Annotated in this window: 20 protein-coding genes; 9 read left to right on the top strand and 11 right to left on the bottom strand. The window is 46.6% G+C overall.

What is annotated here, in order from left to right; genetic code table 11:
* Positions 1-17 precede the first annotated feature (17 nt).
* The 3 genes from thiS to thiH are packed head-to-tail and all read left to right on the top strand — an operon-like array spanning position 18 to position 2,177.
* Positions 18-272: a sulfur carrier protein ThiS gene (gene thiS / locus OCV50_RS14230; RefSeq protein ID WP_261903333.1), complete on the top strand. Its 255-nt coding sequence runs from the start codon at positions 18-20 to the stop codon at positions 270-272.
* Between the two features lie 4 nt (positions 273-276).
* Positions 277-1,044 (top strand): thiazole synthase, encoded by a 768-nt coding sequence (locus OCV50_RS14225; RefSeq protein WP_261903332.1) that lies wholly within the window; start codon positions 277-279, stop codon positions 1,042-1,044.
* 20 nt (positions 1,045-1,064) lie between these two features.
* Positions 1,065-2,177, top strand: a complete 1,113-nt coding sequence (gene thiH / locus OCV50_RS14220; protein WP_261903331.1) for a 2-iminoacetate synthase ThiH — start codon at positions 1,065-1,067, stop codon at positions 2,175-2,177.
* 125 nt (positions 2,178-2,302) lie between these two features.
* Here thiH and OCV50_RS14215 read toward each other — a convergent pair whose 3' ends face one another.
* Both OCV50_RS14215 and OCV50_RS14210 read right to left on the bottom strand, forming a co-directional pair.
* Positions 2,303-4,093 carry an aminopeptidase P family protein gene (locus OCV50_RS14215; protein ID WP_261903330.1) on the bottom strand — a complete coding sequence of 597 codons (1,791 nt, stop codon included), beginning with the start codon at positions 4,091-4,093 and terminating at the stop codon, positions 2,303-2,305.
* A 204-nt stretch (positions 4,094-4,297) separates the two neighbouring features.
* A complete protein-coding gene (locus tag OCV50_RS14210; RefSeq protein ID WP_239843122.1) occupies positions 4,298-5,239 on the bottom strand; it encodes a LysR substrate-binding domain-containing protein in 942 nt (313 codons plus the stop codon).
* Between the two features lie 151 nt (positions 5,240-5,390).
* Here OCV50_RS14210 and OCV50_RS14205 point away from each other — a divergent pair, with 151 nt between their 5' ends.
* The gene (locus OCV50_RS14205; protein ID WP_261904165.1) at positions 5,391-6,536 is read left to right on the top strand and encodes a multidrug effflux MFS transporter; all 1,146 of its coding nucleotides are present in this window, start codon (positions 5,391-5,393) and stop codon (positions 6,534-6,536) included.
* A gap of 104 nt (positions 6,537-6,640) precedes the next feature.
* Complete coding sequence (gene tsrA, locus OCV50_RS14200; RefSeq protein WP_032552254.1) at positions 6,641-6,922, top strand: H-NS-like global regulator TsrA; 282 nt, start codon at positions 6,641-6,643, stop codon at positions 6,920-6,922.
* Between the two features lie 69 nt (positions 6,923-6,991).
* Here tsrA and OCV50_RS14195 read toward each other — a convergent pair whose 3' ends face one another.
* The 4 genes from OCV50_RS14195 to OCV50_RS14180 all read right to left on the bottom strand — a co-directional run bounded on the left by OCV50_RS14195 (position 6,992) and on the right by OCV50_RS14180 (position 9,412).
* Complete coding sequence (locus OCV50_RS14195; RefSeq protein ID WP_261903329.1) at positions 6,992-7,450, bottom strand: DoxX family protein; 459 nt, start codon at positions 7,448-7,450, stop codon at positions 6,992-6,994.
* Between the two features lie 10 nt (positions 7,451-7,460).
* Positions 7,461-8,222: an HvfC/BufC N-terminal domain-containing protein gene (locus OCV50_RS14190; RefSeq protein ID WP_261904164.1), complete on the bottom strand. Its 762-nt coding sequence runs from the start codon at positions 8,220-8,222 to the stop codon at positions 7,461-7,463.
* Positions 8,216-9,079 (bottom strand): MNIO family bufferin maturase, encoded by an 864-nt coding sequence (bufB, locus tag OCV50_RS14185; protein WP_261903328.1) that lies wholly within the window; start codon positions 9,077-9,079, stop codon positions 8,216-8,218. Before bufB ends, OCV50_RS14190 begins: the two co-directional genes overlap by 7 nt.
* Positions 9,080-9,151: 72 nt before the next feature.
* On the bottom strand, positions 9,152-9,412 hold the full coding sequence (locus OCV50_RS14180; protein ID WP_032552258.1) for a BufA1 family periplasmic bufferin-type metallophore: 261 nt from the start codon (positions 9,410-9,412) through the stop codon (positions 9,152-9,154).
* Between the two features lie 265 nt (positions 9,413-9,677).
* On the opposite strand from OCV50_RS14180, the gene uvrD reads away from it, so the two are divergent.
* Positions 9,678-11,855: a DNA helicase II gene (gene uvrD / locus OCV50_RS14175; RefSeq protein WP_032552259.1), complete on the top strand. Its 2,178-nt coding sequence runs from the start codon at positions 9,678-9,680 to the stop codon at positions 11,853-11,855.
* 738 nt (positions 11,856-12,593) lie between these two features.
* Here the strand turns inward: uvrD and ggt are convergent.
* The 4 genes from ggt to rarD all read right to left on the bottom strand — a co-directional run bounded on the left by ggt (position 12,594) and on the right by rarD (position 16,992).
* The gene (ggt, locus tag OCV50_RS14170; protein ID WP_261903327.1) at positions 12,594-14,351 is read right to left on the bottom strand and encodes a gamma-glutamyltransferase; all 1,758 of its coding nucleotides are present in this window, start codon (positions 14,349-14,351) and stop codon (positions 12,594-12,596) included.
* A gap of 91 nt (positions 14,352-14,442) precedes the next feature.
* Positions 14,443-15,105, bottom strand: a complete 663-nt coding sequence (locus tag OCV50_RS14165) for a LysE family translocator (RefSeq protein ID WP_239843126.1) — start codon at positions 15,103-15,105, stop codon at positions 14,443-14,445.
* A 98-nt stretch (positions 15,106-15,203) separates the two neighbouring features.
* Positions 15,204-15,998 carry a helix-turn-helix transcriptional regulator gene (locus OCV50_RS14160; RefSeq protein ID WP_261903326.1) on the bottom strand — a complete coding sequence of 265 codons (795 nt, stop codon included), beginning with the start codon at positions 15,996-15,998 and terminating at the stop codon, positions 15,204-15,206.
* 85 nt (positions 15,999-16,083) lie between these two features.
* On the bottom strand, positions 16,084-16,992 hold the full coding sequence (rarD, locus tag OCV50_RS14155; RefSeq protein ID WP_261903325.1) for an EamA family transporter RarD: 909 nt from the start codon (positions 16,990-16,992) through the stop codon (positions 16,084-16,086).
* Positions 16,993-17,172: 180 nt separating this feature from the next.
* Here rarD and recQ point away from each other — a divergent pair, with 180 nt between their 5' ends.
* The 3 genes from recQ to OCV50_RS14140 all read left to right on the top strand — a co-directional run bounded on the left by recQ (position 17,173) and on the right by OCV50_RS14140 (position 20,233).
* The gene (gene recQ / locus OCV50_RS14150; RefSeq protein ID WP_261903324.1) at positions 17,173-19,011 is read left to right on the top strand and encodes an ATP-dependent DNA helicase RecQ; all 1,839 of its coding nucleotides are present in this window, start codon (positions 17,173-17,175) and stop codon (positions 19,009-19,011) included.
* 19 nt (positions 19,012-19,030) lie between these two features.
* Positions 19,031-19,330 (top strand): DUF3630 family protein, encoded by a 300-nt coding sequence (locus OCV50_RS14145; protein ID WP_261903323.1) that lies wholly within the window; start codon positions 19,031-19,033, stop codon positions 19,328-19,330.
* A gap of 231 nt (positions 19,331-19,561) precedes the next feature.
* Complete coding sequence (locus tag OCV50_RS14140) at positions 19,562-20,233, top strand: 7-cyano-7-deazaguanine/7-aminomethyl-7-deazaguanine transporter (protein ID WP_239843131.1); 672 nt, start codon at positions 19,562-19,564, stop codon at positions 20,231-20,233.
* An 82-nt stretch (positions 20,234-20,315) separates the two neighbouring features.
* Here the strand turns inward: OCV50_RS14140 and gppA are convergent, their stop codons facing one another.
* Entirely contained in the window at positions 20,316-21,809 is a 1,494-nt protein-coding gene (gene gppA / locus OCV50_RS14135; protein ID WP_261903322.1) for a guanosine-5'-triphosphate,3'-diphosphate diphosphatase, read from the bottom strand.
* Positions 21,810-21,811 lie beyond the last annotated feature (2 nt).

Raw genomic sequence — 21,811 nt, 5'->3', positions numbered from 1 at the left:
ATAGAGAATTAAGAGCAATGACATTATTAGAACAAATAAGCAAACAGGGCGTAGCTGAACGTGATGAAATGATAAAAATCGTCATCAATGAACAGCCGCAACAAATTGCAAATCAAAGCGATCTTCAGCAAATCATCCATCAATTTGAGTTACCTGAAATGGGCTGTGTTTTTGCTATCAATAATACAGTGATACCTCGCAGTGAATGGGGCAGCACTTTACTTAGTGAGGGGGATAGCATCTCCCTATTTCAAGCAATAGCAGGGGGATAATGAGATGCTAAATATCGGAGATAAACAATTTGAATCAAGGCTATTTACAGGTACTGGGAAGTTCGCCAACAGCCAGTTAATGGCTGAAGCGATACAAGTCTCTGGCTCTCAACTAGCGACTATGGCCCTCAAGCGTGTAGATGTAAACGACCAGCAAGACGACATCTTAAAACCCTTGGTTGAAGCTGGAGTCAGTTTATTGCCAAACACTTCAGGGGCGAAGAATGCGAAAGATGCTGTGTTTGCTGCGCAGTTAGCTCGTGAGGCATTAGGTACTAATTGGTTAAAACTAGAGATTCACCCAGACCCAAAATACCTGATGCCTGATCCTATTGAAACACTGGCAGCTGCTGAACAACTGGTACGTGAAGGCTTTATTGTTCTGCCTTATTGCCACGCCGACCCAGTATTGTGCAAGCGACTCGAAGAGGTTGGTTGTGCTGCAGTGATGCCGCTTGGTGCTCCAATTGGTTCTAATAAAGGGATTGTATCTCATGACTTCTTAGAGATTATTATCGACCAAGCAAACGTACCAGTTGTGGTTGATGCTGGTATCGGTGCACCTTCTCACGCGGCCCGTGCTATGGAGATGGGAGCCGATGCAGTACTAGTCAATACGGCAATCGCTGCATCGAGCAATCCGGTTGCGATGGCGAGAGCATTCAAACTGGCTGTTGAATCTGGTCGAATGGCTTACGAGGCTGGTTTAGCTGGCAAGGTGTCGCATGCTGTGGCTTCAAGTCCGCTCACTTCTTTCTTAGATGAGCTTTAAGGAATCGACGAGGACTAACCATGAGTTTTGTGGATCAGTTTAACAAGCTCAATTGGGATGACATTTCGATGTCGATCTATGCCAAAACAGCGAGTGATGTTGAACGTGCGTTGAACAAACCCAAGCGCGACTTGGAAGATTTTAAGGCTCTCATTTCTCCTGCTGCAGAGCCTTATCTTGAGCAGATGGCACAGCTGTCGTATTCACTGACACGTAAGCGTTTTGGCAATACGATGTCTTTGTACATACCACTGTATCTGTCAAACCTATGTGCCAATGCGTGTACCTATTGTGGCTTTTCGATGGAGAATCGAATTAAGCGCAAAACACTTGACCGTAATGAGATTACTGCTGAAATCAATGCTATTAAGGCGATGAAGTTTGATAGCGTGTTGCTGGTGACCGGTGAGCATGAAACTAAAGTCGGGATGAAATACTTCCGTGAAATGGTTCCGATGATTAAGGAACAGTTTAACTACCTTGCGATGGAAGTGCAGCCTCTCGACCAAGAGCAATATGCAGAACTTAAAACGCTAGGTCTCGATGCTGTAATGGTTTACCAAGAAACCTATCATCCATCCACCTATGGCGAACACCACCTGCGTGGCAATAAAACAGACTTTGAGTATCGCCTAGATACACCTGATCGTTTGGCCAAAGCGGGCATCGACAAAATTGGTATCGGAGCTTTGATAGGGTTGGAGGAGTGGCGCACTGACTGTTTCTTTGTTGCTGCGCATTTGGATTACCTTGAGCGAACGTATTGGCAAACGCGTTACTCGATCTCATTTCCACGTTTACGCCCATGTGAAGGAGCTTTACAACCTAAGTCAGTGATGACGGATAAGCAGCTAGTGCAGTTGATTTGTGCTTATCGCTTGCTGAACCCTGAGGTTGAACTATCGTTATCGACACGAGAATCGCCGGCGTTTAGGGATAACGTGTTACCGCTAGGTATTACGTCAATGTCTGCCGCATCGAAAACTCAACCCGGGGGCTATGCGATGGAGGATGTTGAACTGGAGCAGTTTGAGATTAGTGATGAGCGCAGTGCTGCATCGATAGAGGATATGATCCGTGCTAAGGGATTTGACCCTGTGTGGCGTGATTGGCACTCAGCTTATTCTGGTTAATCAATGCTGATAGTGTTTCACGTGAAACATAAATCAGAACAAACAAAATTTGTTAGGTTACCCCAAAAAAAAAGCTCTCCAACGGAGAGCCTTTTTATATATTTAGCAACGGTGGTGTTAGCTGTTTATGAGTGTGCTACTGGCAGGGTCGCTGCACGTAGCCACTCTTTAACATCACCTTCAACTAACGGACTGATGTCATTCCATACTTTCTGGTGGTAGTCGTTTAGCCATGCTAGCTCCGGACGCGTTAGCATATCAACATTGATGTTGCGTTTGTCGATTGGACAGCGTGTGAGTGATTCAAATGACAGAACAGGGAAGTCACCTTGTGTTGATGTTTCAACTACAAGCTCTAGGTTCTCGATACGAATACCAAAGGCATCCGCTCGGTAGTAACCAGGCTCATTAGATAGCACCATACCTTCGGTTAGCGGTACATCAATTTGCTTTTTAGAAATACTCGCAGGGCCTTCATGAACACTTAGGAAGTGACCTACGCCGTGACCTGTGCCGTGATCGTAGTCGTAGCCTTCAGCCCAAAGGTGCTGACGAGCTAGGGTATCGATCTGGTAACCACGTGTGCCTTTTGGGAAACGAGCACGAGCAACACCAATGTGACCTTTCAGTGCTAAGGTGAACTGTTTGATCATCTCTTGTGATGGTTGGCCAATCGCAATGGTACGAGTGATATCAGTTGTACCATCTAGGTACTGACCGCCTGAATCGACAAGGTAAAGGGTATTAAGCTCAAGCTTACCTGGCTCAGGTTGATTCTCATGGTTGTAGTGACACATTGCTGCGTTACCACCGGCGGCAGAAATAGTATCAAAGCTAAGGTCCATGAGTGTTGGGTCTTGCTGACGGAAAGCTTCTAACTTATCAGATAGTGTCGCTTCATCGTGTAGGTTACCTGCTGTAACTTCAGCATCTAACCAACATAAGAACTGAGTCATCGCTACACCATCGCGAACATGACACGCCTTCATACCTGCAATTTCGATAGCATTTTTCGCCGCTTTTGGCATAAGACACGGGTCTGCTTTGCTGACTACGTTCGCGCCTGAATTTTGCAGCACTAGTTTAAACCATGCGTTGCTGGTTGCAGGATCCACAAGTACGTTTTTACCAGTAAGCACTTCTAAACGAGATTGAAGTGCTTCTGGGTGATGAACAGTAACACCAGCACCAACGTGTGCATCAAACTGAGCAGGGATGCGTGCTGGGTCTAAGAAGAACTCAACGCTAGAGTCTGAATGCAGAATTGCGTGAGAGAGCAGAACAGGTAAACGTGACACATCTAAACCACGTACATTGAGCAGCCAACAAACAGAATCTAACGCAGTGATAACTGCGCTATCAGCGCCAGCCTTTTTAACAAGCTCCGCGATCTCTTGACGTTTACTTTCGCTTGATTGACCAACAGCGTCTGTTGGCATTAGGCGCACGTCGGAAACAACAGGTGCAGGGCGGTCGCTCCACAACTCATCGATAGGGTTGCTTTCTAAGATCTTAAGTTCAATGTCACCCGTAAGTTTTGCGTGTGCAACGTCTAGCCACGCTGAATTGTGCATACGAGGGTCGATAGCAACAGATGCACCCTGAGCAAGGTGCTCTTTGATCCAATCAAGAGCTGGCTCTTCAATCAGGTGACGATATTCGAAAAGCTCCGCTGGCACCTGTTTGGTCACTTGGACTGTGTAGCGGCCATCGACAAACATTGCTGCTTTGTCTTTAGTGATCACAGCAGCTCCGGCTGAACCAGTGAAGCCTGTTAACCAATGTAGACGCTCATTGTGAGCCGGTACGTATTCGCCCAAGTACTCGTCTTCGTGTGGGACAAGTAGGGCATCAATATTGTGTTGTGCTAGCCATTCGCGAATTGCATTCACGCGGCTTTGAGTATCGTTATGCATCTGTGTTTATTCCTTCAAATTACCGCTCCTTGATGCTCAGGTGTGGGCGCTGTGTCCATCTGCTTAAAGCTAGATATGGGTCAACTGAACAAGGACGATATTTCAATTGAGCTGGAATACAACTGGCCATAGATGAGCCAAAAAGGACTATCGACAGTTAAGCTACTCATTTTATCGCAAGAGAGCAAACGGCGTACGTCATTTTTATCTAAGGTGTAGGGTTTTTTCTTTGATGATATCTCGCAACCATGTCAGTGCTGGGTCATTCTCTCTGTCTCTATGCCAGAACAGAGTGTATGCCATCGGTGGGAATTCCAGCGGCAAAGGTACAACAACGAGATCCATCTGTTTTGCAACAAGATAAGTAAAATGACTTGGCGCAGTGAACACAAAATCGGTGTAGGTACATAAGCTCGCAGCACTATTGAAATCAGGCACCGAAATGGCGATATCACGCTGTCTACCTATGTCAGCAAGCTTATAGTCGAGTAACCAGCGGTCGTTGCCGTCGCATCTCACTTGAACATGTCGCTGTGACAGGTATGTCTCTAAATCCCAGTTGCGTTCGAGGGCGGGGTGATTGCGTCTTAACACACACATTTGTGCGTCTCGGTAGATCTCTTGTTCGCAGATATCGTCAGGGGGCAACATGGTAAGACGTGCATCATTGATATCGATGTCTTTGCCGGTTAAACCGATATCGATCTCACCAAGTTGCAGCTTTTTAAAGGTTTGCTCCGACCACGCGTGAGTATTGATATTGACGTGCGGTGCTTGCTGGAAAATCGCAGGCAGAAAGTGCGGTAGGATAAGTGGATAAACACTCTCAACGGCAGCAATGTGGAAGCTGTGATCACTATTGTAAGGCGTGAATGTTTCCGGCTGTGTCAGCACTTCAAGTTGGTTAATTAAATTTTCTAACCTTGGTTTGAGGAATACGGCTTTAGGCGTTGGTCGCAAACCATGAGCACTCCTTGTGAACAGGGGGTCATCAAATTGCTCCCTAAGTTTTGCCAACGACTTACTCACTGCCGACTGGCTCAAGCAGAGTCTATGGGCTGTACGAGTGACACTGAGCTCTTCAAGGAGAACCTGCAAGCAGACCAACAAATTGAGGTCGATTCGAGATAATTTTTCGAGATTCATGAGATTTTCCATATGGGAATAATGGTAATGAGTATAAGCCATTTTTGTTCATATCTTTAGTTGGTTATGATTCGCAACATCATTTATCAACTAGGAAAGTCGTGTGTCTGTGCATTCATCCCCGAGTAAGTTGCAAGTAGCATTATTGGCAATGCTTGTTCTATTTAGCCCATTAGCAATCGATATCTACTTACCAGCTTTGCCTCAAATCTCTGAGACGTTCCACGTGGAACATGCATTAGCGCAAGACACCATCACCTGGTTTCTATTCGCGATGGGTGTCGGCCAACTATTTGCTGGCCCTCTAGCGGACAAATTAGGTCGCCGAACTGTTGCCCTTGGCGGTATCAGCATCTATGCAGTGAGCGCTTGCTTGGCGTGGGCCGCTCAATCGATTGATATGATGTTGATGGCTCGACTGCTTCAAGGATTAGGAGCGTGTGCAACATCCGTTGCTGCGTTCGCAACAGTTCGCGATCTATTTGGTCCCGAAAAAAGTGGCAAGATGATCAGCTACCTCAATGGTGCGATCTGTTTCATCCCAGCGCTGGCACCTATTTTAGGTAGTTGGCTAACTCAAGAGTTTGGTTGGCGCTCGAACTTCAGCTTCATGGCTGGGTTTGCTGTGATTGTTGGCGCAATCTTGTTTTTCCAAATGAAAGAGACCAACCCTGCAACAGAGAAGGTTGCGGTATTTAAGTTGGAGCGTTACTGGTCGGTACTGAAAACGCCATCTTTTATCTTCCACGCATCGCTGTGTTTGATGGCAATGGCAGTCATATTAGCTTATGTAACCTCGGCTCCAGTGGTACTGATGGAAAATCTCGGCTTGAGCATGAATGAGTTTACTTTCTGGTTTGGTATTAACGCAGCTTTCAATATCGTTGCTGCATTCACGGCACCTAAGTTCATGGATCGCTTTGGTACTTACAAGACATTAGTCGTTGGTATTCTACTGCTGGGTTTAGCGGGTGCACTTATGTTGGTGCTGGTGAACCAAGCAACAGCACTAGCGTTCATGTTCCCAATCTTCTTATCTTCCGTTGGTTTTGCGTGGATTCTGGGTGCATCTGCTGGTAAAGCGCTAGAGCCATTTGGTGACCGAGCGGGTACAGCTGCTGCACTATTAGGCCTGTTCCAAATGAGTGGCTCAGGTTTGTTGGTTGGTACTATGCAGCGCCTACAACTAGAGCCGCAAGTGATGATCGCATTGCAGATGTTCCTGATTGTTCCAGCACTATTTGTACTGTTTGGTAAGGCTGGAAAATCCTGGCATGGCGTTCTTAAGCAGGCATAAGTCAACTGGGTGACAAATTATACAGATGGACAGTTTTTCCGTCGTTAAAACATGGTATATTTGTCGTTCATTAATATGTGAACATCACAACGGATAATACTGTAATGTCATTAACAACCTACGAAATGGCACGCGTCTTAGAACAAATGGAAGACGCTCCTGAAAAGGTCATGTTTGGAAAATTGCTGAACGAGCTTGGTAACCAAAGTGGCGAGCGCATTCGCAGTGCCGCAAAGCAGGTTCCAATTAACACACTACGCGATATTGTTTTTCAATTTCAAAGCGTGATTGAAGACCGTAAAGGTGAGCAAGTTCAATTGTTAGCAAAAGAGATGGTAGAGCAAGGCATTTCTGCAGAAGATCTACAGGCATTTCTAAACAAGTAATGGTGTGATGTTACTTGGTAAATAAAAACCACTCGAATGAGTGGTTTTTTTGATCTTGAGAAGTAGTGGTTAGCCTCGGAATTGTCGTTTTAGGATATGGTCAAGTGAGAAAGGGCCAGCCCCCCACACAATCACAATCAGTATCATTAATCCCCAAAGTTGGTGATCGTAGAAACCTTGTTCCCAAAGCACTGGGTAAGAGACAACGGCTATCACGTTGAAGGCGAACAAGACCACAGCCATAGGTCGACTCAACAAGCCCAATGCAATAAACACCGGCAGAATCAATTCAGCGGCTGTGCCCATATAAGCCGCCATTTCCCATGGGATAAGCGGGACTTGATATTCAAGCTCGAATAGAAAGAGTGTGCTGTCCCAAGTCGCTATCTTGGTCAGTCCCGAGTTGAAGAAAACCCAAGCAACCCATAAACGACAAAACAGCAGTAGCGCTGGTACAAACAGGGCCTGGAACTTATCAACGAGGTTATCGTACTGAGCCATCATGTTGGTCACGGTATTGTTATCCATTTTATTTCTCCTATTCGCCGCTAATAGAAAATCCAGAGATGATATTGAGCGCCAAGACATCATTAAGATGGGCTAGCAGCGTTGGGTCGATATCAGCGAGCATTTGTTGGGCTTGGAAGGCTTGCAGAAGTTGAAAGACTTCTGGCGTCACGATATGAGGCTCCAAGGCATGGTTATTTATTTTCTGTAAGGCACCAAACTCAGCTTGGGCAATATTAAGTCCGTCGAGTTGGTTATTGATGATGGCTTGTTCTAAAGTCAGCACCTGATAATCAAAGTTGAGCAAGACAAGGTCTGGAAGCAAGTGAAAGACCAACTCACCATGTTGATGCTCTGGAATCGAAGAGAGTGCAGCCAGTGGATACTGTTCTGTCATCATTGGCTTTGGCTCGGCACGCATTAGTGCATCTTTGTGCCACTCGTATTGAATCATGCTCGCCAAATAGGGAGCGGCTTCTACCACAGCAGGAAAGTGTTCAATGGCCTTATCAAAACCTTCTCCGTACTCTGTAATATCTCCAGACTGAGGCGGTGTAGTCAGTACATGATGACGCGCCAATTGGGCGAAGCACTCTTCACCGACTAGAGCTTGAGCAAGTGGGTAAGTCGCGGCAAGTACATCACTAACGCTAATCACAAAGTTATTGCGATAGATTTGTAACCTCTGACTATCGGAGAAGTGACCGCTAACGACCTGACAGAGTGAATCATCACCCTGATAACGGAGCGCATCACCAAATGCTTGTTGTATTTCTGCTAAAGAACTCATGATGCTTGGCCTCGCAATACCTCTGCATTTTGATGTTGATGCAGTAGATGACTGGCTTTTTCAGCTTCGTTAAGTAACACCTCAGGTTCTGGGATGTCTAAGTCCCATTCAATCAGTGTGTGCCGCGCGCCGTGTGTCATAAGCCACTGCGTATAGAGCTGCCACACTTCATCACAAACTGGTTTACTGTGGGTGTCTATCCAGATTTCACCATCTTCTAGTTGCTTTTTAGTAAAACCAGCAAGGTGGATCTCGTCTACTGCATCGGCCGGGATTCCCTCTAGGTAGTCATCACAACTGAATTGATGATTGAATGAAGAGACAAAAATATTATTGAAGTCCAACAATAATCGGCACTCAGTCCGTTTTTGAACTTCTGCAAGGAATTGCCATTCTGGAATAGTCGAGTGTTTGAATGCGAGGTAACTCGACGGGTTTTCGATCAATAGTGGTCTTTGCAGGGCATCCTGAACTTCCAGTACATTGCGACAAAATACCTCGAGCGCCTCTTCGGTATAAGGCAGTGGCAACAGGTCATTGAAATGGTGCCCGCCAGTTTGACTCCAACTTAGATGGTCTGATACCAAAAACGGCTGAATGTCGCTAATGAGGCGTTTGAGCTGGAACAAGTGCTCTTGACTGATACGCTCCACAGAACCCAGTGATAAACCTACGCCGTGACAGCTAATCTCATGGTCTTGTCGAATTGCTCTAAGTTGTTCCGTTGCTTTTGCGTGTGGGGAGAAGTAATTCTCACTGTGGATCTCTAACCAGTCGACCTTATTAGAGTTGTGGCTAAAATAATCTAAGTGAGGTGTTCTTAAACCCACGCCTGCCAGCGGGTGTAGAGGATGAGCCACAATTATTCTCCTTCGATGGGTGGAACAATCCAGGTGAGCTGATAGGCATGCTCACCTGGTTTACTGCGGATATTATGAAGATTGAGTGCTACCGCCAGTAAGCTTGCCACAAAGGCCTTTAGGTACGACAACGAATGCATCACTTTGGTTATCTTCTTTTGCTGTACCAGCACATGAGCTTGTTTTAGTTGCACAGTCGTTTTGGCCAGCTTTAGACACGCCATAACACTTTTCTTTTGCTGCCGCTTCTGCAGGAGCCGAAGTTAGAACAGTACCACCAAACGCTAGTACACTTGTGATTGCAGCAGTTACAGCAAGATTAGAATTTTTCATAGTCATTCCCTCTAGACTTAATTGTTATTTACATTGAGCAGGTTAAGGTTTTGTTAACTTGCTTAGTAAAAAGGATAGGAAGAACTAAGAAATAATTTCAAAAGAACTGAAGATTTATAGAAATAAATGATATATCGATACGTAAGGTTATGATTATTAATAATTTATTTTTGGATATTTTTTCTTCTTATTCTCCTAAACTGAGCTCTGTGTTTAGGTTATAATCAACTTTTATGTATAAATACCCAGTAGTGAGCAAACCCAAATGATTGATCCTTCGCTTTTACTCGATGGCCTCAACGACAAGCAGCGTGAGGCAGTGGCTGCACCCTTAGAAAACTTGCTGATCTTAGCGGGAGCAGGCAGTGGTAAAACGCGAGTACTGGTTCACCGTATCGCATGGCTACAAACCGTAGAGCAGGCTTCGCCGTTCTCTATCATGTCTGTAACCTTTACCAACAAAGCGGCTGCTGAAATGCGCGGTCGTATTGATGAGCTGATGATGGGTAGCTCTTCAGGTATGTGGAACGGCACCTTTCACGGTATTTGTCACCGTGTTTTACGCGCTCACTACTTAGATGCGAAATTGCCAGAAGATTTCCAGATCATTGATTCTGATGATCAAATTCGTCTATTGCGTCGCTTGATTAAAGCACAAAACCTAGATGAGAAGCAGTGGCCAGCGAAACAGGCGTCTTGGTGGATCAATGGCAAAAAAGATGAAGGGTTACGTCCAAGCCACATCGATACCTACAATGACCCAGTTACTAAGACCTGGCTTAAGATCTACGCCGCCTATCAAGAGGCGTGTGATCGCGCGGGCTTGGTCGACTTTGCAGAAATCTTACTGCGTTGTCATGAACTCCTGCGTGATAAAAAGCACATTCGCGAACACTACCAAGCGCGCTTTAAGCATATCTTGGTCGACGAATTCCAAGATACCAATAACATTCAATACGCATGGCTACGCATGATGGCCGGCCCTGATTGTCGAGTGATGATCGTAGGCGATGATGACCAATCAATCTATGGCTGGCGTGGCGCTAAAATTGAGAATATCCAAAAGTTCTTAGATGAGTTCCCGGGTGCATCCACCATTCGTTTGGAGCAGAACTACCGTTCAACCAAGACCATTCTGCAAGCATCAAACGAACTGATCTCAAATAACACTGAGCGTATGGGCAAAGAGCTGTGGACGGACGGTAATGACGGTGAGCCTATCTCTGTTTATTCGGCTTACAACGAGCTCGACGAAGCGCGCTTTACGGTGAGCAAAATCAAAGAGTGGCAAGATAAGGGCGGTGCTCTGAATGATACGGCGATGCTGTATCGTAATAATGCCCAGTCTCGTGTACTCGAAGAAGCTTTGATTCAAGGTGGACTGCCTTACCGTATCTACGGTGGCATGCGATTCTTCGAACGTCAGGAGATTAAAGATGCGTTGAGCTATCTGCGATTGATGTCTAACCGCAATGATGATGCCGCTTTTGAACGTGTGGTGAATACGCCAACCCGTGGAATGGGTGACAAGACCCTAGAGACAATCCGCTTTGCAGCACGCGATCGTGGTGCCACGATGTGGCAGGCAAGTATTGCGCTTCTTGAAGAACAGGTGTTAGCAGGCAGAGCTGCGGGTGCATTGAGTCGATTTATCGAGCTTATCAACGCACTCGAAGATGATACCCATGAGATGAGCCTGCATGAACAGACCGACCATGTTATTAAGTCGTCTGGCTTGTTTGCTATGTATGAGCAAGAAAAAGGCGAGAAGTCGAAGGCACGTATTGAAAACTTGGAAGAGCTAGTGACGGCGACTCGTCAATTCGAGAAGCCGGAAGAAGCCGAAGAGATGAGCCTGTTAACCGCATTCTTGACTCACGCCGCGCTAGAAGCGGGTGAAGGTCAGGCGGATGAGTTTGATGATGCTGTTCAATTGATGACTCTGCACAGTGCCAAAGGTCTCGAATTCCCAATGGTGTTCATGGTTGGTGTCGAAGAGGGAATGTTCCCGAGCCAGATGTCTGCCGAAGATGCAATGCGCCTGGAAGAGGAACGTCGTCTTTGTTACGTAGGTATGACGCGTGCGATGGAGAAGCTCTACATCACCTACGCAGAAATGCGTCGTCTATATGGCCAAGATAAGTACCACAAGCCATCACGATTTATTCGTGAGCTGCCAGAAACCTGTCTCGACGAAGTACGAATGAAAGCACAAGTAAGTCGTCCGGCAAGTAGCGGTCGCTTTGGACAAACTGCAGTTAAAGAGAACTTTAATGAAACCGGCTTCAGTTTAGGCTCACGCGTTAAGCACCCTAAGTTTGGTGAAGGTACCATTATCAACTTTGAGGGCAGTGGTCCACAGAGCCGAGTTCAGGTGGCCTTCAATGGGGAGGGCATCAAATGGTTGGTGACTGCTTACGCTCGTTTAGAGAAGCTAGGTTAAGCGCTAGAAAGCTAGAGTGACTTGAAAGATTTAATGAAAAGCTGCCTCCGGGCGGCTTTTTTGTTGGGTGATACCCAGGTGAAATACCTAGAAACGTTATAAACAGCAGATAAAGAAAAACCCCGAGAGCTTGCGCTCATCGGGGTCTATAGTCTTACTCGCAGCAATCCGGCTACTAAGTGTGCTCCATGCATCTAATCCATGATAGTGTGCTGTTATCCTTCAGCGTATTCCTTTCGTCGCCTTCCTAGCGGTGTCCTTGATCTTATCCTGATCTGCCAACAATCCTCGTTAGCGCGCGTCACTTGTTCCTTGAGCGGTGTCCCTTACATCATCCTGATGTTCAGTCCTTTCCTCATCCAGAGGTGTCCATTGTCTTTCCTTAGTAGCAACCATCCTAGTTACTATTGCGTCCATTCAATGTCCAATTTCGCTATCCGTGCCGATTATTCATCCTGAGTAATCGAATCTTCATCCTGAAGATAACCAAGTCCTTGGTGTTTTCCTGTTCCGTGTCAGCATCCTTCCGACACCATTCATATTACCGAACCCCAATTTATCAGCAATGGCCGAAACTCAAATTTCTCACAGTAATATTGGTGTCAAAATAGACGTGTTGTTTTATTTCAATGGTTTAGGTTGTCTTGTTGCTAGTTTTCTTAGTTAAATATCGATATATACTCACTGCTTTGTAAGAGATCTCTCACAAGGCAGTGAGTAAAAAGGCACGACAATCGACTATTTACCTATCGCTGCACCTTCGCGACGAGGGTCTGCAGCGCCCTCTAAGCCATCTTTAGTGATGCGAATGGCATGTAAACCCGAGTTAAGATCGCGAATATTGACCTCAAATCCCATCTTTTCTAGCTCAGGTTTGAAGGTTTCGGCTGAGGTGCCTTTTTCTAGGTCCAAGGTACCAAATCGATTTAGGAAGTGTGGTTGGTTGATCGCTTGCTGAATATCCATATCCCATTGTGTATGAGCGATGATTGCCTGTGCGACATAACCAATGATGCGACTACCACCCGGAGAGCCAATCGCCATGTAAGGTTTGTCGTCTTGCATGATGATGGTTGGAGCCATAGAAGAGCGTGGACGTTTGCCCGGCTCTAGGCGGTTAGCAATAGGCTTACCATCGTTATGAGTTTTGAATGAGAAATCGGTGAGTTCATTATTAAGCAGGAAGCCTCTCACCATCAAGCGCGAGCCAAACGCATTCTCAATCGTGGTGGTCATGGATACGACATTGCCATCGCCATCGACAATATTGAAGTGGCTGGTGGAAGGGAGCTCAATCGAGATATCTTGGCTCCTTTGCATCGCGTGATCCCAAGGTGGGGTTCCTGATGGCGCGCTTTCCAATGCCTTTCCTGCAGTAATAAGCTGCGTTCGCTCTTTAAGGTAGTCAGTGTTTACTAACCCTTGTGTTGGCATTGGTACGTAATCTTGGTCTGCCATGTACATACCACGGTCTGCAAAGGCTAGACGAGAAGCGTCTGCTAACACCTGCCAAGATTTTGCATCGCTTGGCCCCCAGGATTTGAGATCAAACTGCTCGGTCATCGCTAAGATTTGACCGACAGTGAGTGCGCCCGAGCTTGGTGGTCCCATGCCACAGATATCGTAGCTTTCGTAAGCGGAACATACAGGCTGACGTTGCTTGATTGAGTAAGCATCGAAGTCTTTTTGCGCCAAGACACCGGGGTTGCCCTTAGCGGTTTGTACGGTGTTGATGATATCAGTGGAGATCTCACCCTGATAAAAGGCTATAGCACCGTCTTTAGCAATCGCCTCCAGTGTTGCTGCGTACTCAGGGTTTTTAAGAAGAGTCCCTGCGGCTTTTGGGCTGCCGTCAGTATTAAAGAAGTAGGCTTTAGTGGTGGCAAAGCGACTAAGGCGCTGTTGATCATTGGCAATCAATGTTGCCAATCGCGGGCTGATGGTAAAGCCATCTTTAGCGAGTTGAGCTACGGGTTTTATCAGAGATGCCCAGTCTAACTTTCCGTATTTCTGATGAGTATCCCATAGCAATTGAACGGTACCTGGAGTACCAACTGAACGCCCACCAACTACGGCATCGTAGAACTTAAGTGGCTTTCCGTTTTCGTCTTGGAACAGGCGAGGTGTCGCGTCAAGTGGTGCTGTCTCGCGTCCATCGTAGGTCTTTAGCTGTTTGGCTTCATTATCGAAATAGACAAGGAAGGCACCGCCGCCAATACCAGATGATTGTGGTTCAACCAAGCCAAGCATTAGCTGCACCGCAACCATGGCGTCAATGGCATTACCGCCACGTGCAAGTACGTCAGCGCCTGCCTGCGTTGCTAATGGGTTGGCTGCTGTGACCATCCAATCACTGGCTTTGACGAGTTGCTTAGCTTCTAAACCACTACTTTGTTCTGGAGCGACGGAATCGGCAGCTTGATTTGCCCAACTGACATGAGAGGCAAAAAGTAGGGTAGAAGTGGCAAGGGTTGTTAGTTTTGTTTTCCACTGCATGATCTTCTCCTTTTCATATGCAGAGTTAGATTGGCAGTGGAAGGAACATTTAGCCAGTACGTTGTTAACGAATTGTAATCTTGATTCTAATTTAGGCGATCAATGATGAAGCCGATTGCCATAAGATACTTAAACCTATCATGCTAAACAGCGCGCCACACAAGCCATCGATATAAACGGTCGCTTCATGCAGTTTTTTCTGAAGTGTTTTGGTTGAAAGCATCCAAGCCAGTAGTGAGAACCAAAATAGCGAGAGACCAAACAGGATAAGTAGCGCAAAGCCTTTGCCCGACAGAGACATATCTGCAGGGACTAAGCTCGACATCAAGCTGATAAAGAACACTAACGCCTTTGGATTGAGGATGTTGGTTGCAAAGCCTTTAGAGAAAGCCTCACGTTTGTTGCTCAGAATAAGATCTTTAGCGTTGAGTGCTTGATTGTCGTCATCATGGCTTTGAATCGTTGCCCACGTTGCTTTAAGCGCACCATAGCCCAAGTAAAGTAAGTAGCTACCACCGGCTAACTGGATTATCGCAAATAGGGTTGGTTGCTGGTGGACCAGGTAGCTGATGCCCGTCAAACTCAGTAATGAGTGAAGTAAGATCCCACACGATAAACCTAGCGCGATGTATAGGCCTGTTTGTCTTCCGTGACGAGTGGCGTTTTGGACCACGAGCGCAAAGTCAGGGCCGGGGCTCATTAAGGCGATAAAATGGATAGAGGCTAGGGTGATAAGGATGGTGATTTCGTTCATTGTCTAATCTCGATAACGCTTAGCTATATTCTAACTGGTGTTGGTATAAGGGGTAGCTTACCTAGATCTCACACAGAGCAATTGTAAATAATCAACACTTAGTTGATTTGTGAGGGCGGGACGCCAAAGGTTGTTTTGAACGCCTTTGAGAAATGCGCTTGATCGTAGAAACCAACTTGATGCGCAACGTCAGTACCACACACGCCTGATTTGATGAGTCTCATGCTCTGCTCCATACGTAGACGACTTAGCCAAGCGTAAGGTGTTATGCCCATTTTGTTCTTAAAGTGGCGCTGGAACTGAGTGGTTGATAGGTCACAAAGTTCAGAGAGCTGTTCTAAACGTACTGGCTGGTCAAGGTTTGCCATTAAATACTCTTTCAGTGTTTCGATAGATTGATTACCTAGCTGAGTCTCGGTTTTGGATCCAAACTTAGCGTAACGATCCACAATCGTCGAAAATCCTTCAAAAGGAAGGCAGTCTTGGGCGAGTTGGCTGATATTTTGACTGATGAGCGAGCCATGTAGGTTGCGCAGTTGTGAAAAAGCGGCGTGATCAGAGAGGATCAGCTCCGAAAAGCTCATTGTGTGACCGTTTTGCTCGGGATCCGCAAGATCTTGAAACCATTGAGGAGATACAGAGAACACGCTTACCTGGTAGCCTGAATCCAGTTTTGAGTGGCCATCATGCAGCTCATCCGGTGGCATAATCACGACCTGACCTGCGCCAACATGGTGGCTAGTGCCTTTGTAGACGAATTTTTGCTGCCCTTGGGTAATCAAACCAATGTGAAAGTCCAAATGATAGTGGCGCTGAAAAGCAAACTCTTGGTATTGAGCTTGGATCAGGCTGATATCTTCAGTGGGCGTTGAGTAGTAGTGGACTTTATCCATGGTATAAAAAAGCTTGGTTAAATTATCGTCAATCTAACCAAGCTTATCTCTGTCTTTCTAAATTGTCTTGTAAAAAACGATCACATTACTGCTGAGTGCGTTTGCTTTTTTTGTTGTGGCGCAGTCCATCAAAGCTGAAGATCACCAGTGCGCCCCAAATAAAGGCAAAGGTAACGGCTTTATCTGTCGTAAAGGCTTCGCCATAAATGAGAACCGCTAATAAGAACATTAGGCTTGGGCCAATGTATTGGAAGAACCCTAATGTCGACAGCTTGAGTCGCGTTGCCGCACCAGTAAAGCACAGCAGAGGTAGGGTGGTAACGATACCTGCCGCGATCAGCAGAAGGTTGAGCGACATTGGGTTCGCCGCCAAGTCCGATGTGGCGCTATCTGCGATAAACAGTAGGTAGATGGCTGCAGCAGGCAACATTACTAAGGTCTCAATAAATAGGCCTGTCTGCGCTTCAAGGCTGACCTTCTTTCTTAACAAGCCATAGAAACCAAATGAGAATGCGAGGGCAATCGCCACTACCGGGATGGAACCGAACGCGACAATCTGAATCAGCACACCAATTGCGGCTAAGCCAACTGCAAACCACTGCAGTTTTCTGAGACGCTCGCCTAGAAAGATCATACCAAGTACCACATTAATTAACGGGTTGATGTAATACCCTAGACTGGCATCGAGCATGTGGTTAGCGTTGACCGCCCAGATAAAGATTAGCCAATTAGCACCAACTAACAGAGAGGTGGCAACTAAGTAAGTCATTTTAGGCTTGGAAGTCAGTGTGTCGCGAACATTTCGCCAGCTGCGGCCAAGGTGTAGTAGGAAAGCAAGTAAGAAAAAGGACCAAACTACACGGTGACTCAGGATCTCTAACGGAGAAACCTCACTTAACGACTTGAAATAGATGGGCGCAATACCCCACATCGTATACGCCCCAACTGCAAGCAAAATACCTTGGCGTGTACGCTGTTGTTGTTCTGGTGTCATGAATTATCTCTGGCACAGAGTGCTTATGAATAAGATTTATAAAGAGAGTTGGTCAGTATAGGAGCGTTAGACCGTTTCACCTAATAATTTGCGGTTTTATTCACCACCATTCCCCTCTACAATGTGTCGCCTCGCTTTACTGCTGAGCGAGCTTATTTAACCCCGCGATTAGGATACCCAATGACCGCTACTTTGATTGCAGAACAAACCACCAATACCACCATCAGCGCTCAAAGCGTGCTTGAGGAGGTGTTCGGCTATCAAGAGTTCAGAGATGGTCAGCAAGAGGTGATCGATATGGCTGTGTCCGGGCAAGATAGCCTGGTGATCATGCCAACTGGCGGTGGTAAGTCGCTTTGTTATCAAATTCCGGCGTTAGTGCGTGAGGGGCTCACATTAGTTATCTCGCCACTGATTTCGCTCATGAAAGACCAAGTCGATCAGCTTAAGGCCAATGGTGTGGCGGCGGAGTGCATCAACTCCTCAATGCCACGTGAAGAGCTGATTTCAGTCTTCAATCGTATGAACTCAGGCCAATTAAAGATGGTCTACGTTTCACCTGAACGCGTGTTGATGCGTGATTTCATTGAGCGCCTGCAAGGTTTGCCGCTGTCGATGATCGCAGTGGATGAAGCGCACTGTATCTCACAATGGGGTCATGACTTCCGCCCAGAATACGCATCCCTTGGTCAGCTTAAGCAGTATTTTCCGCATGTCCCTTATATGGCGTTGACGGCAACCGCTGACGATGCGACACGTAAAGACATTATTCAGCGCTTGCAGCTGGTGGATCCTCACACCTACTTAGGCAGTTTTGACCGTCCAAACATTCGCTATAACTTAGTAGAGAAGCACAAACCGGTTTCTCAAGTGGTGCGCTACCTGGAAACTCAACGTGGCAACTGCGGCATCATCTATTGTGGTAGCCGAAAGAAAGTGGAGATGGTGACCGAGAAGCTGTGTAACAACGGCATTCGTGCTGCGGGTTATCACGCTGGCATGGACACAGACGAGCGTGCTTATGTGCAAGAAGCATTTCAGCGCGATGATATTCAGATCGTTGTCGCAACTGTGGCGTTTGGTATGGGTATCAACAAGCCCAACGTGCGTTTTGTGGTGCACTTTGATATCCCAAGAAACATCGAGTCTTACTATCAAGAGACAGGTCGAGCAGGGCGTGATGGTCTACCTGCTGAAGCGATGATGTTGTATGACCCAGCCGATATGGGCTGGCTGCGTCGAATGCTCGATGATAAAGATGACGGTCCTCAAAAGCAGGTAGAGACCCACAAGCTTAATGCGATGAGTGCCTTTGCTGAGGCACAAACCTGTCGTCGTCAGGTACTGCTTAACTACTTTGGTGAGTATCGTGAAAAGCCATGTGGCAACTGCGATATCTGCCTTGATCCACCAAAGCACTTTGATGCTACAGAAGAGGCGCAAAAAGCCCTTTCATGCGTGTATCGAGTAAACCAATCCTTTGGTATGGGTTATGTAGTAGAAGTGATGCGCGGTATGCAGAATATCCGTGTTCGTGATAACGGGCATGACAAGCTTTCTACCTACGGTATTGGCCGTGACCATAGCCATGACTACTGGATCAGTATCTTCCGTCAGTTAATTCATAAAGGGTTGTTGTTTCAAAACATCACCCGTAACTCGACGTTGCAGCTGACTGAAGAAGCGCGCCCATTGCTGCGTGGTGAAATGACGCTTGAGCTAGCCGTGCCTCGTCTGGATACCGCGGCGCGTAGCGCGAAGTCCGACAAGCTCAGTAGCAAGAACTACGATAAGAAGCTGTTTGCCAAGTTACGTAAGCTGCGTAAGTCGATCGCTGATGAAGATGGTTTACCGCCTTACGTTGTTTTCAGTGATGCGACCCTAATAGACATGGCGGAAATTCTGCCAACGTCCTACGGTGAGATGCTGGCAGTGAATGGGGTAGGTCAGCGCAAACTCGATAAGTATGCTGATCCGTTCTTAGACTTGATTCAAGAGCACATTACCACCCACGGTTAATTATAAATAGAGAAGTAAAATGGAATTTGGACTAAGAGAGTACCTAGCTGAAGAAGGTCGACTGCTGATTACCACGCCAAGCTTTGACTTTGATACCTTTCCAGAGCTAGGAGAAAAGCTTGTCGCACTGCTTTCTGCTAGCGTGGTTGAAAAGCAGTGGGATGCGGATATGCACTCTTGGCTGGTGGATTTTGAAGGGTGTCAGCTATTCCTGAAGTCTGAGCACTATAGTGAGTCAGTGTGGTTTGAATCTCTGAGCCCTGAGGCGAGTCGTGAAGAGTTCGACTATCTCGCGTCTCTGTTTAAGCGCGGCTTCTAGTTTAACTCCCGCAGAATCGTTATTGAAATAAAGAAATGTTAGGGATAAACGTTTGCGTTTATTCCTCTCATTGCAGTCAAAATTGATTAATGTATAATCGCCCGCCGCTCAATAGAGCAAAATAAAACAGATTTTTTATTCACATTATTGGTAAGAGCCTTGTTCATGATAAATGAATAAGTCACTCGATTTGGGTTCCCTCACCCCCAAACCAAACTAAAAAGGTACCGCATGAGTAACTTTACGCCTGCGCAACAGCGCAAAGCTCTAGCCCTGCTAGTTCTATTCCACCTGATCATTATTGCATCTAGTAACTACCTTGTTCAGCTGCCTTTCACCATCTTCGGTATGCATACCACATGGGGCGCGTTCACTTTCCCATTTATTTTCCTAGCGACCGATCTGACAGTACGTATTTTTGGTGCTCAGTTGGCGCGTAAGATCATCTTCTTAGTGATGTTGCCTGCTTTAGCAGTCTCGTATTTCTTATCGGTTGTCTTTTTTGAAGGCCAATTCCAAGGCTTTGCACAGCTTGGTGAGTTTAACTTGTTTGTTGCGCGTATCGCGGCGGCGAGCTTTATGGCATACCTGTTAGGTCAGATTCTTGATGTCCACGTGTTCAACCGTCTGCGCCAATTGAAGCAGTGGTGGATTGCACCAACATGCTCAACGTTGTTTGGTAATGCGATTGATACTATCGCTTTCTTTGCGATTGCTTTCTACCAAAGCCCAGATCCATTCATGGCAGAACACTGGACTGAGATCGCGCTGGTGGACTATGGCTTTAAGTTGGTTATCAGTCTTGGCTTGTTCGTACCAATGTACGGTGTGTTACTTAACTATATTGTGAAAAAGCTGACAGCAGTAAACCCTGACTTTAAAGCGACGGGTGTCAGCGCATAACGCACTATCAGTAAGAATAGAAAAGGTCCCAAACAATCACTTGTTTGGGACCTTTTTATTTTCTGTAAGCGAAACTTTGGGCCTAGCTTGCGATGATGTGTAAAGGCCAGCCGATATCCGTTTGGCGGTTGGCTTCAATCTCTAGCTCAGCAGCTGTCAGAGGGTTACTCTCAAGCCATTGCTTATCGATAGTTACTGTTAAGTTGTCGCCATCGGCAGAAAGCGTCACTTGTGGCTCAAGGTCTGGGTTACGACGGTGAGTCAACAGGATGGCAAGTCTTAACAAGCGCAGTACACGTTTGGCGCTTGTGCCTGAAATGGCATGTTGCTCTGGCAATGATGTTAGCTGTTCGCGGTAACGACGGCTTAGCTCACCAAGAAAGTGCTTCTGCGCGCGTGTAAAACCTGGCAAATCGAGGTGCTGAAGTAAGTAAGCACTATGCTCACCACCCTTTTTAAAGTCGATAGTGAGACCAATCTCGTGCAACTTGGCGGCGGTTTGCAGCATAACAAGAGCTTGTGGCTCTGAAATCCACTCACTACTGCCAACTTGTTGATAGAGAGATTCAGCTAACTGAGAGACTTGCTCAGCGTACTGAGTATCCATTTGGTAGCGAGATTGAACGCTACCAATTGTGCGCGCACGAATATCATCTTGGCGCAGCTCATCTACCATCTCATATGCTAAGCCTTCGCGCAGTGCGCCACCGGCTAGAGTCATTGAGTCGATCTCAAGTAGCTCGAAAATTGCAATCAGAATCGACAGGCCACTTGGGAATACCAAAGCGCGCTCTAGGGTTAGCCCTTCGATCTCTAGCTCTTCTAAACGTTCGGCGATCATCGCTTGCTTTTGCAGACGCTTAAGTTTGGCATGGGTGATAACCTCATCCATACCTTGCGCTAGCATGATCTCTTGAAGTGCTTGTACTGTGCCACTCGCACCAACACAAACATCCCAACCCAGTTTGGTGTAGCTCTCTAGGATTGGCTCTAATGTTGCTTTTGCAGCGTCAATTGCGTGCTCAAAGTTGCTTGCCGTTAGTTGGCGATCTTTAAAGTGGCGCTCTAGCCAAGTCACACAACCCATTTTCAGACTGGTTAGTGCTTTGGCTGAGAAGCCTTCACCGATGATCATCTCGGTACTTGCGCCACCAATGTCGACCACTAAACGACGGCCGCTGCCACCCGAGGTGTGCGCTACGCCTCTATAGATAGTCGCAGCTTCTTCTTCACCAGAGATAACATTAATGTCGTGACCAAGAATCTGGTTCGCTTTCTCTAAGAAAATATCCACATTGGTTGCGGTACGCAGGGTAGCTGTACCGACAATGCGGATGTTTTCAGTAGGAATATCTTGAAGTCGCTCAGCAAAGAGACTCAAACAATCCCAACCTCGCTGCATAGCCTCTAAGCTAAGAGCATTATTTTCATCTAAGCCGGCAGCTAAACGAACTTTGCGCTTAATCTTGGCCATGGTTTGGACGCTGCCATCGATATGACGCACAACGAGCATATGAAAACTGTTCGACCCGAGGTCGATAGCAGCGTATAGCGGGGGTGACACTGTTTGAGTCATAG

Origin of the sequence: Vibrio fortis, from assembly GCF_024347475.1 — a bacterium.
GTDB classification, from domain to species: Bacteria; Pseudomonadota; Gammaproteobacteria; order Enterobacterales; family Vibrionaceae; genus Vibrio; species Vibrio fortis.
Note: the sequence above shows the minus strand (reverse complement) of the source record. Positions and strands in the feature narration are given on the sequence as shown.